Origin of the sequence: Shewanella pealeana ATCC 700345 (assembly GCF_000018285.1) — a bacterium.
Lineage (GTDB): Bacteria > Pseudomonadota > Gammaproteobacteria > Enterobacterales > Shewanellaceae > Shewanella > Shewanella pealeana.
The window spans coordinates 2,371,283-2,386,739 of the sequence record NC_009901.1; the positions used below are offsets into that span (position 1 = coordinate 2,371,283).

13 protein-coding genes and 4 tRNA genes are annotated in these 15,457 nt (G+C 42.0%); 13 read left to right on the forward strand and 4 right to left on the reverse strand.

Annotation, left to right across the window (positions count from 1 at the left end; all coding sequences use genetic code 11):
• The first annotated feature begins 22 nt into the window (after positions 1-22).
• Positions 23-1,879 (forward strand): DUF3466 family protein, encoded by a 1,857-nt coding sequence (locus SPEA_RS10220; RefSeq protein ID WP_012155189.1) that lies wholly within the window; start codon positions 23-25, stop codon positions 1,877-1,879.
• A gap of 195 nt (positions 1,880-2,074) precedes the next feature.
• Complete coding sequence (rmf, locus tag SPEA_RS22760; protein WP_012155190.1) at positions 2,075-2,251, forward strand: ribosome modulation factor; 177 nt, start codon at positions 2,075-2,077, stop codon at positions 2,249-2,251.
• 134 nt (positions 2,252-2,385) lie between these two features.
• Here rmf and fabA read toward each other — a convergent pair whose 3' ends face one another.
• Together fabA and SPEA_RS10230 are read right to left on the reverse strand one after the other, a co-directional pair.
• Positions 2,386-2,901, reverse strand: a complete 516-nt coding sequence (gene fabA, locus SPEA_RS10225) for a bifunctional 3-hydroxydecanoyl-ACP dehydratase/trans-2-decenoyl-ACP isomerase (protein WP_012155191.1) — start codon at positions 2,899-2,901, stop codon at positions 2,386-2,388.
• 67 nt (positions 2,902-2,968) lie between these two features.
• Complete coding sequence (locus SPEA_RS10230) at positions 2,969-4,681, reverse strand: S16 family serine protease (protein WP_012155192.1); 1,713 nt, start codon at positions 4,679-4,681, stop codon at positions 2,969-2,971.
• A 254-nt stretch (positions 4,682-4,935) separates the two neighbouring features.
• On the opposite strand from SPEA_RS10230, the gene SPEA_RS10235 reads away from it, so the two are divergent.
• From SPEA_RS10235 to rplY, 11 genes are all read left to right on the forward strand, one after another.
• Positions 4,936-5,026: transfer RNA gene (locus SPEA_RS10235), tRNA-Ser, on the forward strand.
• 216 nt (positions 5,027-5,242) lie between these two features.
• The gene (uvrY, locus tag SPEA_RS10240; RefSeq protein WP_012155193.1) at positions 5,243-5,887 is read left to right on the forward strand and encodes a UvrY/SirA/GacA family response regulator transcription factor; all 645 of its coding nucleotides are present in this window, start codon (positions 5,243-5,245) and stop codon (positions 5,885-5,887) included.
• Between the two features lie 19 nt (positions 5,888-5,906).
• On the forward strand, positions 5,907-7,736 hold the full coding sequence (gene uvrC, locus SPEA_RS10245) for an excinuclease ABC subunit UvrC (RefSeq protein ID WP_012155194.1): 1,830 nt from the start codon (positions 5,907-5,909) through the stop codon (positions 7,734-7,736).
• A gap of 47 nt (positions 7,737-7,783) precedes the next feature.
• Entirely contained in the window at positions 7,784-8,332 is a 549-nt protein-coding gene (gene pgsA, locus SPEA_RS10250; protein ID WP_012155195.1) for a CDP-diacylglycerol--glycerol-3-phosphate 3-phosphatidyltransferase, read from the forward strand.
• A gap of 152 nt (positions 8,333-8,484) precedes the next feature.
• A tRNA-Gly gene (locus SPEA_RS10255) sits at positions 8,485-8,560 on the forward strand.
• Positions 8,561-8,573: 13 nt separating this feature from the next.
• Positions 8,574-8,647 (forward strand) — tRNA-Cys (locus tag SPEA_RS10260).
• A gap of 85 nt (positions 8,648-8,732) precedes the next feature.
• Positions 8,733-8,818: transfer RNA gene (locus tag SPEA_RS10265), tRNA-Leu, on the forward strand.
• A gap of 530 nt (positions 8,819-9,348) precedes the next feature.
• Positions 9,349-9,918 (forward strand): type II secretion system protein, encoded by a 570-nt coding sequence (locus SPEA_RS10270; RefSeq protein WP_012155196.1) that lies wholly within the window; start codon positions 9,349-9,351, stop codon positions 9,916-9,918.
• Between the two features lie 277 nt (positions 9,919-10,195).
• Positions 10,196-11,437 (forward strand): L,D-transpeptidase family protein, encoded by a 1,242-nt coding sequence (locus tag SPEA_RS10275; protein WP_223296584.1) that lies wholly within the window; start codon positions 10,196-10,198, stop codon positions 11,435-11,437.
• Between the two features lie 129 nt (positions 11,438-11,566).
• Entirely contained in the window at positions 11,567-12,115 is a 549-nt protein-coding gene (gene mepK, locus SPEA_RS10280) for a peptidoglycan L,D-endopeptidase MepK (protein ID WP_012155198.1), read from the forward strand.
• A gap of 149 nt (positions 12,116-12,264) precedes the next feature.
• A complete protein-coding gene (gene rplY / locus SPEA_RS10285) occupies positions 12,265-12,552 on the forward strand; it encodes a 50S ribosomal protein L25 (protein ID WP_012155199.1) in 288 nt (95 codons plus the stop codon).
• Positions 12,553-12,627: 75 nt separating this feature from the next.
• On the opposite strand, the gene SPEA_RS10290 is transcribed toward rplY, so the two are convergent.
• Positions 12,628-14,142, reverse strand: coding sequence for a SpoVR family protein (locus SPEA_RS10290; protein ID WP_012155200.1), 1,515 nt, complete (start codon positions 14,140-14,142; stop codon positions 12,628-12,630).
• 9 nt (positions 14,143-14,151) lie between these two features.
• On the reverse strand, positions 14,152-15,420 hold the full coding sequence (locus tag SPEA_RS10295; RefSeq protein WP_012155201.1) for a YeaH/YhbH family protein: 1,269 nt from the start codon (positions 15,418-15,420) through the stop codon (positions 14,152-14,154).
• Positions 15,421-15,457 lie beyond the last annotated feature (37 nt).

The following is a 15,457-nucleotide window of genomic DNA, read 5'->3' on the forward strand; positions in this document are numbered from 1 at the left end:
ATAAGAAATAGGAAGCGAGTTAATGAAGTTTAAGTTGGATAAAACCCTATCGTTAGTAGCCGTTGGCGTATTGAGTGTACTGCAAGGTGTGCAAGCTGCACCTGTTTATGAAATTATTAACATCGACCTAGATACTTATAATCTAAATGGCACCATTGATAATACCCGTAACGGTTATGGTATGGCAGTTAATGCTAATAATGAGGCGGTTGGTGCCGCTAAAGGTAAAAAGAAGCTAACTGTGTCAGAAGATGATGATGGTGTCATCGACATTGAAGACGGGGTTGCAGACTCTGAAACGATTAACTACTCGGTTAATCTTCCTATCATAGCTAACAACTTCACTTTTAATTCAGTTGGTAACGAGTGGATGCCAACTTTTGAAAGCGTTAATGGCACTACCGCACCGACGTTCCCCGAAGATGAATCGACAGTGAATTCGGTCGATACCTTCTTCTACGATATTAATGACACTGGCTTAAAAGTTGGCGCTATGACTGCGCCACAGCAGACAATTGATTATGATGGCAGCAGCGATACTCAAGAGTTTTGGTATTACCGTGAATATGAGCAGCGTGGTTTCGTTAAATCTGGCACTGACAAAGAAATCCCGTTAGTTCCTCCTTTTACAAAGTATATCTATAAGGAAGGAGAGGCTGAGGAGCAAACCATCACTGTCGGTGGTTTCTCTAGTGCTGCGGCGGTTAATGCTGGTGGTTTAGTTGCTGGTTATGCCAGTACTGAACTTAGTGATAATAGCGCCAATATTGTTAAATCCTGTGTCGACGATAATAGTGACACCGCGCCGCAACAGATCTGTATTCAGGCGGCTCAGTTCCCAAATCAATATGGCTATAGTGATATCCAGTATCAGATCCGTGGTTATGTTTGGCAATATGAATCGGGAAGTGAAACACTAACTGCGACTATGTTGCCATTAGGCCTAGAAGTCACTAATGATAGTGTATACAGCGCCCAGGGTCTTGGGATCAACGATGACGGTGTCGTAGCGGGCCGCTCTTATGTTTATCGTAAAAATGATAAAGACAGATTGTATTATGATGCTGCTTACTGGACTAAAGATACTAATGGCGAGTACAAGTATAACTGGGTCGATGTCGATCAAGTAAAAGATGTTTACTCATCAATTGCTTACGATATTAACAACGAAGGAATTTTAGTCGGTAGTTATCACAAGTACATCGATGGCTATCTTCGAGATAAGTTCTTTTATTATAATACCAATACTGATGAACTTGTTACGCCAAACGACTTTTATAACAATATCTCCGATTTAAGTAGCCGTGGCCGTGATATCAACAACAAAGGCCAGGTTGTGGGTTATATTGAAACGACTCACGATAAAGAGAAACCACGTCCTAAAGCGGCTTTCTTGTACGACCAACCAACTGGTGAGTTTAATAACGTTAATGATTTACTAACTTGTGAGTCTAAAGGTTATAAGAAAAATGCTGAGGGAAAATGGGAGCGTAACTTAGTCGAGGTCAAAGATGGCTCGGGTAAAACGTTAACCTATAAGAGTGAGATCCTTGTCGTAGAAGGTAATAGTATCAATGAAGATGGTACTATTGTCGGAACTGCGTTTATTCGTAAGCCTTCTTATAAGTTTGATGATGATGGTAACTTGGTAATTGGTGATAATGGTTTGCCATTCTTTGAGCTTAACGGCTACGGCGATCCGGTTACTTCATTCTTACCACGAATGGTTGTTCTACAACCTAATACCACCTCTGGTGCAGAATCATGTACCGTCATCGATGATGATGGCAGTAACGACAACTATGAGCGTAAGGGAGCGGCAAGTTTTGCATGGTTATTAGCGTTGCCATTGCTATGGTTTAGACGCCGAGTTAAGTAAATATATAACCAATGTAAAAGAATTGAATCGAGGCTAATGGCCTCGATTTTTTTGAATTAAATTTGTAATATTTCTCAATAGCTTAAATATTAACCTGTGCGTGTATGTTTTTTAGGCATTGATCTCTAGTTCAAAAAGCATTATTTATGGAGGTGAAGCGTTAGCTTCTTTTGTTATCTCAGAGAGGATGCTTGCATGAAAAGACAAAAAAGAGATCGATTAGATAGAGCTTTTTCGAAAGGCTTTCAAGCAGGAATTGGTGGCCGGTCGAAGGAGATATGTCCATATTCGACACTTGATTCAAAATCACAATGGCTTGGAGGTTGGCGTGAAGGCATTGATGGTCGGCTGAGCGGTTTATTTAATAAGTAAGACTGTTTAAAAAACAAGACTCAGTAACCTTAATTCTAAGAATTATTTTGAAGTAAACAATCATTGAGAAACAATTTTGCCCTCTATCAAAGAGGGCATTTTTATTGCGGTATAGCTATCTCAATAATTAGCTATTAGAAGCTAGTCGTATCGGTAAAAATACCGACCTTAAGATCTTTCGCGCTATAGATTTCACGGCCATCGACTTCCATCGTGGCATCAGCAATACCCATAACCAACTTACGGTAAACTTTACGCTTAATGGTCAGCTTGTAGGTGACTTTTTTAGCTTCAGGCAATACTTGACCTGTAAACTTTACTTCACCTACACCTAGCGCTCTTCCTTTGCCCTCAGCGCCTTCCCATCCGAGGAAGAAGCCGACTAACTGCCACATGGCATCAAGACCTAAGCAGCCAGGCATAACAGGGTCAGTGGCGAAATGACAGTCAAAAAACCATAGATCTGGATTAATATCGAGTTCTGCAACAATCTCACCTTTACCGTACTCACCACCATCCGCGTTAATTTTTAGTACACGGTCGATCATTAACATGTTGTCTTTTGGCAGTCTCGGAGAATTAGGTCCGAATAATTTGCCCAGTCCACAGGCAATAAGATCTTCTTTGGTAAAACTATTTGCGTTACTCATTATTTTTGATACTCCAGCAATTTGAGCTGCCAAGATTAGCGAACACGTGTACGCTAAACAACTCCGATCAGCTAAAAAATCTCAATTTATCGACGAGTCTTGCAAAAAGACTCTTTTCTTCGTCCTGATAACCTGCCAAGTTTTCTAAACGAGATTGTACTAAGCCATATAGTGACTCGTCGGGGAACTGGTTATCCTCATCTGCGATGCCTGCTTGGGTTTGCATTAAAATCTCGACGGCTTCATCAATATGCTTAACCTGATATAAGGTGAACTGGCCAGCTCTGATGGCTTCTACAACGTCTTGGTGCAAATTTAGCTGCTGCATGTTAGAGGACGGAATGATGACTCCTTGTTGTCCCGTTAGACCTCGGCGCTTGCAGAGTTTGAAGAAACCCTCAATTTTTTCGTTTACGCCGCCAATGGCTTGTACATTGCCAAATTGATCGATAGCGCCAGTGGCAGCTAAACTTTGTCTGATAGGTTTTTCTGAAATAGCCGAAATTAAACAGCAATATTCAGCGAGCGAGGCGCTATCGCCATCAATTTCTTGATAGGATTGCTCAAACACGATATTGGCATTGAGATGGAGTGGGGCATCTTTACCAAAGATTCGGTAAAGACATGCTGATAGGATCATCATTCCTTTAGCGTGAATATTACCGCCTAATTCAGACTTACGTTCAATATCGGCAACTTCACCATCACCATAGTGAACTGATGCAGTAATACGCGCAGGCTCTCCATAGCTAAATTCAGCATTTTCTATTACGGTTAAACCGTTTATCTGGCCAACAATCTCATCTTGAGTAGGTAAATTGATAAATAGATCATTAAAGTTCTGCTCAGAGAGTCTCTCTGATGCATTGTGGCGCTGGGTAGTCATGCTAATACTGTGTAATAGCGCTTGAGATGAGATCTCAGTGCTTTGAGCATAGACTTTAGCTTGGGCTAACAAGTGTTCTAGATTCGTCGCCATTAAGCTTAACCGCTGCTGGTGATCGGCGAGCTTGGCGCTATACTGCAGTAACAATAGTAGCGCCGAGCTAGTTAAGCTTATATTCAACTCACATAATATACGGGCTAGCCATTGGCAGTAGTCAATGGATGAGTGCTCTGATAAGTCCATCTCATTGATCAATTCGCCAAGAAGCGGGAAGTGGCGCGAAAAGCTAGGCTCGCCAAGCCAACAGTGGCCATACTGATTACTCGAGCCAATGAGAATTACTTTACATTTTAACGCCAAAGGCGGTAGCTGTGAGTGTACCTGGTAGCTTTGCTTGTCGAGAATTTCAAGTAAAAGATCCCAAAGGTTTTCTTTCTTCCACAAAGAATCGGCACAGATAAACAGATAATGACAGCTGGCCAAAAGTCCCGCTTCATAGGTTTGTGTTTCGCTGTGATAGCGACCGATTAGGTCGACTTTTCGTATTGAACCTGAAAGATATTGATATTGATCTGTTTTCGTCGCAAGTTGCGACGCTGAGGTGGCAATATCCTGTTCAACCCAAGCGGTGCTCTTATCTTCATTGAAGGTTAAGCTTAGCGCCGGAAACTGGCCTTGCTCCTTAACCAATGCGTCGATTATATGTTTGCGGTTACAACCAAAGTAATCCGCCAAGTACATGTGCTGATTATCGGTTGCTGTGAGTAATCGAAATGCATCTAGACTGCGCTCTTGTCCAAGCAAATCTGCTTTTGCGCTAGGGATGAACGCCTGTTCCGCTGGAAGGTTAAAAATTGGAACAAGAGCCGAAGCAGGAATAACGTTTGAGTTCATAGAAAGTGTATGCCTATTTTTAGTAGGGTGATACTAGCACATTTTTTGCTAGGCTTTGACAGATAACGTTTAGGTTGCACCTTTGGTCTTTGTATCTAGGTAACAGTTTCTAAGAATATTGCTATAAAATTAGCTTTAGTCGTTTAAAGACCGTGCTTATCGTCCAATTGTTGAGCGGTAGAGTGCTCGTGAATGAGATTTTATCGAAAATGGGTTTACATCAATAATGGAAACGCATAATATTTATCTCGTTCGGAGAGATGGCAGAGTGGTCGAATGCACCGGTCTTGAAAACCGGCATGGGTTTATAGCCCATCTAGGGTTCAAATCCCTATCTCTCCGCCACATTTAGAAAAGGCAGCCTATAGGGCTGCCTTTTTGCATTTACTTCTTTCTAAGATATTGAAATTCCACTGCAAACTCAATTAGTCACCATGTTGATTCTTAGGAAATTTTACTTTCTATATGCAGTTAGATGCGATAAATTAACCTTTATAACATTATCAATTTAAGTCTGTTCAATAGCAGAGTTTAAGTTGAGCTGCGAAAGGTAAGGCGACTTTGATCTCAGTATATTTAGTTGATGACCATGAGTTAGTAAGAACCGGTATTAGACGGATCCTCGAAGATGAGAGGGGTATTAAAGTCATCGGTGAGGCTGGCGATGGCGAAACTGCTGTGCAGTGGTGCCGCAAAAATGAAGCTGACGTGATTTTGATGGATATGAATATGCCGGGTATTGGCGGTTTAGAGGCGACACGTAAGATCTTACGTTTTCAAGCCCATGCCAAGATTATTGTGCTAACCATTCATACTGAAGATCCTTTTCCGACCAAAGTTATGCAAGCAGGGGCTTCAGGTTATCTAACTAAAGGGGCGACTTCTCCAGAAGTACTGCAGGCAATTAGACAAGTGGCTCATGGACAAAGATATTTGTCACCTGAGATTGCTCAACAGATGGCTCTGAGTCAGTTCAATCAATCTGAAGATAATCCATTTAAGACGTTATCGGAGAGAGAGCTGCAGATCATGCTGATGATCACCAATGGTGAAAAAGTGAGTGAGATCTCTGAGCAGTTAAATTTAAGTCCTAAAACAGTCAATAGTTATCGTTATCGTCTGTTTGCTAAGTTAGGCATTGGTGGAGATGTAGAGCTGACTCGTTTAGCTATTCGATATAAAATGTTGGATACTGGACAATTCTAAATAATTAGCCCCAAACTTTATGTCTGATGAGTTTAATGCCAATCAATTTTTAAAGACGGTGACATCATCTCCCGGTGTATATCGGATGTATGATGCTAAAGACGCTGTTATCTATGTGGGTAAGGCCAAAGATTTAAAAAAGCGCCTTTCCTCCTACTTTCGTAAAAACCTAGCCAATGTCAAGACTCAGGCATTGGTCTCCCATATTGCGAATATCGATGTCACGGTAACACACAGTGAAACCGATGCGCTGATCCTAGAAAATGATTACATCAAGCAGTACATGCCTAAATATAATGTACTGCTTCGCGATGATAAATCTTACCCCTATATTCTTCTCAGTAACCATCAACATCCTCGTTTGGCGTATCACCGCGGTCCCAAACGCGATAAAGGTCAGTATTTCGGACCTTACCCCAATGGGGGGGCTGTGCGAGAAAGCCTGCATCTTATGCAGAAAATCTTCCCTATTCGGCAGTGTGACGACCTTTACTATAAGTCACGTTCACGCCCTTGCCTGCAGTATCAGATAGGAAGGTGTAGTGCGCCTTGCGTCGATTTAGTGTCTGAGGAAGATTATCAAGAGCAGGTAAGGTTAGCGACTTTGTTCTTGAAGGGTAAGAATCAGCAAGTGATGTCTGTGCTTGTACAAAAGATGGAACAAGCCTCTAGTGATATGCGTTATGAACAAGCTGCCTTATACCGGGATCAAATTACTGCCTTAAGACGAGTCTCTGAGCAGCAGGAAGTATCGAATGCATCAGGAGACATGGATGTTATTGGAGCTTATTATGCTTCTGGTGTTGCTTGTTTTCACCTGTTGTTTATCCGAGAGGGAAAGATCTTTGGTAGCCGAAGTTACTATCCAAAAGTCCCTGTTAATACTGAAGTGTCCGAAGTTCTTCGTTCATTTATGCTGCAGTTTTATCTCAACTCTGATAGTCAACGACTAACGCCGAAAGAGATCTTAATCAGCGATGCCTTTGAGGAACAAGCGGAACTCGCGGATGCGATTCAAAGCGCACAAAATAAGAAAGTTGAGATAAAAACTCAGGTTCGTGGTGAAAGGGCGAGTTTTTTACGCTTAGCCTTAACCAATGCCACGAATGCAGTTAATACTCGCCTGTCGCATAAGAACACTATCGAGCAGCGTTTTTTATTATTAGAGGAAGCTATCGAGTCGACTAATAAAATCCAGCGGATGGAATGTTTCGATATTAGCCATACTATGGGCGAGAGCACTGTGGCATCTTGCGTGGTGTTTAATCGAGAGGGGCCAAGCAAAGCTGACTACCGACGCTATAATATTACTGGGATCACGCCCGGTGATGATTACGCCGCAATGAAGCAGGCGATAACAAGGCGCTTCGATAAAATTACTGAGAAAGGAAAGATCCCCGATATATTGTTTATCGACGGTGGTATAGGTCAGTTACGCATCGCTCAGAAAGTGGTGGATGAGCAATTTGTAGCGCTAGACAATGCACCGACACTGATAGGTGTGGCAAAGGGGGAGGGACGAAAGCCTGGGCTTGAAACGCTTATCTACGGTGAGAGTGAAGAGTCATTTTCACTCCCCGCAGATTCCGGAGCCTTACACCTTATCCAACATATTCGTGATGAGTCTCATCGTTTTGCGATTACTGGCCATAGAAATAAACGACAGAAAACACGTAATACTTCTACTCTAGAGACGATTGCAGGAGTGGGACCTAAACGTCGTAAAGCATTACTGCAATATTTAGGCGGATTGCAAGAAGTTAAAGGTGCAAGTGTATCTGAATTGGCAAAAGTACCCGGTATTAGCTTAGAAATGGCACAAACGATACATGATGCATTGCGAGGGTAACAAAATTAAGGCAAGATTGGCGCTGCTTTTGAATATTAGGTTCTAAAATGCCGTTTAACATTCCTATTGCGTTAACACTTTTCAGGTTAGCTCTGCTTCCTGTTTTTGTTGTACTTTTTTACATACCAGAACCCTGGTCTCCTTTTGCCGCTGCATTTGTCTTCTGGCTCGCAGCTGTTACTGACGCACTAGATGGTTATGCCGCGCGAAAGTTAAAGCAATCGACACGTTTTGGTGCTTTTCTTGATCCCGTTGCCGATAAGATCATGGTAACAACGGCATTAGTCTTACTTATTTCTGAATACAGTAATATTTGGTTGACTCTGCCAGCTTTATTTATGATTGGCCGCGAAATCGTTATCTCAGCATTGCGAGAATGGATGGCTGAAATAGGCAAACGTGGTGCGGTTGCTGTCTCTTGGATTGGTAAGTATAAAACTGCGGCACAGATGGTGGCTATCACTGGCTTAATTTGGCAGCCAAACGAGTTTTTAACTTATGCTGCTTTCGGACTGTTCTATGTTGCAGCTGTACTGACATTTTGGTCAATGATGAGTTATATAATGGCCGCGTGGAAGGATTTAACAGCAGAATAGCTCGTAAAAACAACGATGAGATCGATAAGTAGTCAAACAACCATTTATCGATAATTATAGCGTTGACTCTTCGAACAAAATCGGTAGAATGCCATTCCGTAGTCAAGGGGAAGCAAACTAAGCAACAACTTGAAGACAGATTAGATTGAAAAGCGACATTAGCTCAGTTGGTAGAGCGATACCTTGCCAAGGTATAGGTCATCGGTTCGAACCCGATATGTCGCTCCAATTTACATCATGTGGCGCGATGGCAGAATGGCTATGCTGCGGATTGCAAATCCGTCGATCTCGGTTCGACTCCGGGTCGCGCCTCCACAATTTAGAATTTGGTGAGTTTTAAACTTAACGGTTTAGAGCAGTGTTGATACCGACAATACGCATTATCAAAATCAAAGAGTTTGCCCGTGTGGTGGAATCGGTAGACACAAGGGATTTAAAATCCCTCGCTGAATAAGCGTGCCAGTTCAAGTCTGGCCACGGGTACCATCTTCTTAATGAAGAGTGACTAAACCAGCCATCGAGCTGGTTTTTTTACGCCTAAATTTTGATGATTGGGAAATACAAGGGATTTACTTTTTTATAAGAGACGCCTCGCTGGATAAGAATAGCAGTTCAAGTCTGGCCACGGGTACCATCTTCTTCATGAAGAGTGACTAAACCAGCCATCGAGCTGGTTTTTTTACGTCTAAATTTTGATGATTGGGAAATACAAGGGATTTACTTTTTATAAGAGTTACCTCGCAGGGTAAGAATACCAGTTCAAGTCTGGCCACGGGTACCAAATAACTCTCTTGTAGAGTTGCAGAGAAGCCTCGACACTGTCGGGGCTTTTTTGTATCTAAAGTTTATGACTAAATCCCAAGGGGTTGCTTATTATTAGAGACACCTCGCTGGATAAGAATTTCAGTTCAAGTCTGGCCACGAGTACCATTTTCTTTATGGAGAGTGACTAAACTTATTGCGAGCTGTATATTATAAAGACAGTATTGGCTCAACTAATTACAGCGGTATTTGAAATGAAAGTTCTTGCTAAAGGTTTTACTCTAATTGAGCTTGTCGTGGTGATTATTGTATTGGGAATTTTAGCCGTCATTGCTGCGCCTAAGTTTATCAATTTAAGTCAAGATGCACATGACGCCACGATTAAGAGTGCGTTTGGAAGCTTTACTTCTGGGGTAAAACTTTACCACAGTTGCTGGCTCACCTCTGGTAAGACTGGTTATCAAGTGGATTTAGCCTGCTATGGTGATGGCATGCTAGATTCGTCAGTGACAGGATACCCATTGGGGATAGATACTTCACAGAGTGATAATGGCACAAGGCTACAAGGTGCCTATTGCAAAGAGATTTGGCAAGGCTTGCTAGATAACGACGAATATACTCTAGAAAGCCATGGTAATAATACCTTCGACAAGGGCGATGACATCATTTATTGGTATTCTGGTGGGCCATTGAGTGACGCTAATACTTACTGTTATTATAACTATATTGCAGATGATCGCTCTCAAGGGGCTAAAAACTGGGAGCTGAAGTATTACCCAGAATCAGGCAAAACAGTAGTAGGTCGAAGTGTGCTGAGCATTTAATTATCAATCTACTCTTTAAAGTTAAGTAAAATCAAGCTACTAAAATGTAGTGGCTTGATATTTGTTAACATATCAAAAATTTGCTTACCTAATACATCCTAACGTCATATACAAAGCATAATTGTTTGCCATACTTGAAATAGAGATATTGAGAGGGGGCAGGATGCGTTTTTGTAGTCTGATATGCTACATATGTTTGTGTTGTCTTAGTGTAGCAAGTAACGCTAATGAGCGGCTTACACGTGCGCAAAGCATGTTAAAGCAGCAGGTATCTCTGATGGCACTCGTCCAAAGCGATGAGAAGTTTGACCAATATAAGCAATCGCTTACTCAACATCAGCTATCAGCAGCAGAGTTGTCGAGGATTGAGACTGATATCACCACGTTTTGGCTCCAACGACAAATCCCAATCCGAAGTCTAGAGTTAGCCAATCAAAAAGATCCTTTGATAAGAGCCATGGCAATCGAGCCTCAATTAGATGGATATCTACACCTTCAGAATCGTATTCGTCATTTACAGTGGTTAGCCGAGCAGGATTGGTGGCAGGTAATTGAGAGTGAACGCTTGATCCGCCCGGGAGAGAGTAATCCTATTATTCCAGATGTTGTGAGGCGTTTATGGCTTTTGGGAGATGCGAGTAGTGCGGCAACAGGGTCGAATGAGTTGAACTTACCTATTGTAGATGCACTCAAACGTTTTCAGTTACGTCACGGACTTAAGGCCGATGCGATAATAGGGCCTGAAACGCTGAAATGGTTAAATGTTCCCCCTGAGCAGCGAGCCTCGATTCTGGCGAAAAACTTTATCCAACGGGCTGAGTTTATGGCGCAAAGAGATGACCGCTTTCTGGTTATAAACATACCGGCTTTTGAGATGGAGCTGTTTGATCACGGTGAGCTGGAGCTAGCTTCTCGAGTGATAGTAGGAAAGCCTTATAGACCGACGCCTATACTCAGTAGTTCAATTTCTAATGTGGTGATTAATCCAAGTTGGCGAGTCCCTAAAAAAATCATGTATAACGATCTACTGCCACAGGTGAGAAAAGATGGCAATTATATCTCGCAACGTAACTTTGATGTGTTTGATCGTAATAATAATCTAGTGATGCGAACCGCTGAGCAGTGGAGCGATTTAGCTAAGGGGCCATTTCCTTTTAGGTTTGTGCAGAGACCTGGAACCAATAATACTCTTGGGAGATATAAGTTTTACTTTCCAAATGATTTTAGTGTCTATCTGCACGATACCTCTGATCCAAAATTGTTCCAGCGGAGTAATAGGGCTCTATCGTCAGGCTGCATTAGAATTGAGAATGTACAAGGCTTAGCCAATTGGATGGCCGCAAATTTAGTAAAAGATAAGCAAACATGGGTCGATAGACACGCTGATAGAAAGCGTACTCAGTGGTTCGCTCTAAAATCGTCGCTTAATGTTCATCTAGTGTATTGGACTGCTTGGATCGATGGTTCTAACCAAGCACAGTATAGAGATGACATCTATCAATTGCAGGAAGGCAGTTAGCATACGGGGAAATCAGAAATCAACGACTTATAAAGTAGTTATCACTAATTTAGCTAGATTGCTTGCTTTCTGTCATTTGACGGGGTAATTTGCCTGCCAGTTGTTGGAAAAGTAGTCAGTGGTGTAAGTGTGTCAGTAGTATGTTCCTCGCGTAGACAGTTATTATTAGGATTAGGTGGCGTCGCAATGTTTTCTATGTTGCCATCTAAAGCTCAAGCAAGTCGTTCAACTAAAGGGGTTAGGAGTCTAGGTTTTTATAACCGCCATACAGGTGAACGCGGGCAAGGAAGCTACTGGGTTGATGGCGATTATCAAAGTGAAATTTTGACCGACTTTAGTCAGGTACTTCGTGACCATCGACAAAATGAAGCAGCGCCCATGGATAAGCGTTTATTCGATTTTGCTTATCAATTAAGAGAGTCGTTGAGCTTTAAAGAAGACTTACATGTGATATCTGGTTATCGTTCGCCTAAAACCAACGCTATGTTAGCTAATCGAAGTAACGGGGTTGCTAAGAAAAGTTATCATATGAAAGGTATGGCATTAGATCTAGCCCTCCCTGGAGTCAAGCTTGCTCATATACGAGAAGCGGCATTGGAGTTAAAGCTTGGTGGCGTTGGTTATTACCCGAAATCAGGCTTTATCCACATTGATACCGGCCCGGTAAGATCTTGGTAATGGTTTAAGTAAACAAAGTTATCGTCAGTGCTGTGATAAACTTTGTGCAGCGACAAGTTCCGTGCTAAAATCCAGCCGCTTTTAGCACGTCATGGTTGGTCGAAAATCGTGACTATTTATTTTATATATTTTTATTAAGTGAGTTAAATATGTCTTACACTATCGCTGCACAAGTTCGTACTGAAATCGGGAAAGGTTCGAGCCGCCGCCTACGCCATGCGAAAAAAGTACCTGCTGTTATCTACGGTCCAGGTAAAGAAGCTATCTCTATTGTTTTTGATCACAAAGACATCATCAACATCCAAGAGAACCAAGATTTTTACACTTCTGAGCTAACTATCGCTCTAGAAGGTAAAGATGTTAAAGTTCGCGTTCAAGACATGCAACGCCACGCGTTCAAGCCAATGATCGAACACGTTGACTTCAAATTTGCTTAATTTTTAAGTAGATTTGAAAAAAGCGCCTATAATAGGCGCTTTTTTTATGTCTGCGGTTAAACAGGTTTTGTGTGTTTAGGCTTCAGTTTTTTCTGGGCAAGATGCGATGATATGCGACTTATTTTCATCACACTGCTCAAGCTTTACATCAAATCCCCATAGTCGATGTAGATGTTTGACGACTTCGTGGCAAGTTTCTGCAAGAGGGATCCTAGCGTTAGGTATATATCTTAAGGTAATAGAACGATCTCCAGTGACCTCGACATTCTGTACTTGAATATTAGGCTCTAAGTTTGACAGGTTATATTGCTGGGAGAGTTTCTGTCTTATCTCTTTATATCCCTCCTCATCGTGAATTGCCGACACACTAATATGGTTTTTCCTGTCATCATCTAATACTGAGAAAAGTTTAAACTGCCTAATGATATTCGGTGACAAATATTGGCTAATAAAACTTTCATCTTTGAAGTTTTCCATAGCAAAGTGTAGCGTCGTGAGCCAATCGCTTCCGGCAATTTCCGGGAACCACTCCTTATCTTCGTCAGTTGGGTTTTCACAGATCCGTCTAATATCAACGAACATATTAAAGCCCAGAGCATAGGGGTTAATACCACTGTAATGAGGACTGTTATAGTTAGGTTGCGCTACTACGTTAGTATGACTTTGTAAAAACTCAAGCATAAATCGGTCTGTCACCAAGCCTTCATCATAAAGGTGATTGAGGATGGTATAGTGCCAAAATGTCGCCCACCCCTCATTCATTACTTGGGTTTGTTTTTGTGGATAGAAGTATTGGCCCATTTTCCTCACGATTCGCACGATCTCACGCTGCCAAGGCTCAAGTAGTGGTGCATTCTTTTCGATAAAGTAAAGAATGTTTTCTTGTGGTTCAGACGGAAAGCGTATTGTTTCTTCTTTTGCTTCCTCTTGCGGGAGATCTGGAATCGTACGCCATAGTTCATTCACTTGACTCTGAAGGTATGCCTCTCTATCTTTTTGGCGCATCTTCTCTTCTTTAAATGAAATCTCACTAGGGCGCTTATATCGATCGACGCCGTAACTCATAAGCGCATGACAAGAGTCGATTACACTCTCAACTTTATTAATCCCATAAAGCTCTTCGCACTCACTGATATAATTTCGGGCGAATACTAGATAGTCAATAATTGAGCTGGCATCGGTCCAAGTCTTAAAAAGGTAATTACCTTTAAAAAAGCTATTATGGCCGAAACTCGCATGGGCCATCACGAGTGCTTGCATCGTAATAGTGTTTTCTTCCATTAAATAGGCGATACAAGGATCTGAATTAATGACTATTTCATAAGCTAATCCCATTTGGCCGCGTTTATAACCTTGCTCGGTCTCGATAAAACGCTTACCGAAAGACCAGTGGGTGTAACCGATCGGCATCCCTATACCTGCATAGGCGTCCATCATCTGTTCTGCCGTAATGACTTCAATTTGATTCGGGTAGGCATCTAAGCGATAAAAGTCTGCAACCCGTTCTATTTCGGTTAGATAACTCTGTAATAAGTCGAAGTTCCAATCTGGACCATCGTCTAATGGTGTTCTCTTTTTTTGATTGTCCATAATCGCCCCCTAAACAGCCTGCTTCTTAAATAGCTCTCTAAACACAGGATAAATATCTTGTTCCTGTTTTATATGTTGTACAGCAATATTATTATGAGACTTCTGCAAATCTTCATATTCGCGCCAGAGCGTTTGGTGAGCGCGGTTAGTGATCTCGATATAACTAAAATAGCGAACGACTGGGAGTAACTGCTTTTCTAAGAGCTCATGGCAAGAAGGCGAGTCATCAGCCCAATTATCCCCGTCGGAAGCCTGCGCAGCATAGATATTCCATTCACTCTCTGGGTAACGTTTCTTTTGTATCTCATGCATTAATTTAAGCGCACTCGATACTATGGTGCCACCAGTTTCTTGAGAGTAGAAAAACTCGTGCTCATCAACTTCCTTAGCTTGGGTATGATGGCGGATATACACAACCTCTAGATTCTTGTAGGTTCTAGTTAAAAAAAGATAGAGTAGAATATAGAATCGTTTTGCCATGTCTTTAGTTGCTTGGTCCATGGAACCTGATACATCCATTAAGCAAAACATAACAGCCTGGCTCGAAGGTACCTCACGTTTAGCGAAATTGTTATAACGTAGGTCGAAGGTATCGATAAACGGCACCTTTTTAATACGTTGTTTTAAATCTGCAATTTCCTCCTTGAGCGCCAAGATCCGCTCGGCTTGAGAGCCGGGAGTGTTTTCAAGTTGAGAAAGTTCCTCCTCAAGGGTTTTTAACTTTGCTTTCTTGCTGGAGGTCATCGCGGTCCTGCGAGCAAGAGATGAACGCAGTGAGCGTACAATATTAATATTTGCGGGCACGCCATCATTAGTGAAACCAGCTCTATACACCTGATATTCAACTAATTTATTTAAGCGATTGTTCTGGAGGTTAGGGAGTTCTAGATCTTCAAATAGTAGTTCTAAATACTCATCTTTTGAGATCTGAAACACAAAGTCATCTTGGCCTTCACCTGAATTAGACGCTTCACCTTGCCCCGCACCTTGGCCTTGACCTGAAGGTGGGCGCTCAATTTGATCTCCACGAGCAAACTTATCATTACCTGGATGGACTCGCTCCCGTGCACCACCATTACCATGGTGAAAAGTGGGTTCGCTAATATCTCTTGTCGGAATACTGATCTTTTCACCCTTATCGACATCGGTAACACTTCGATGGGTGACGGCGTCACTAACAGCCTTTTTTATCTGCTTTTTATAGCGGTTAATAAAGCGCTGTCTATTTACGGTACTTTTGCCCTTAGAGTTAAGCCTTCTATCAATAAAACTTGTCATGCGCACCTCCTAGCCAAATAGAAGGGGAGAGGATCTC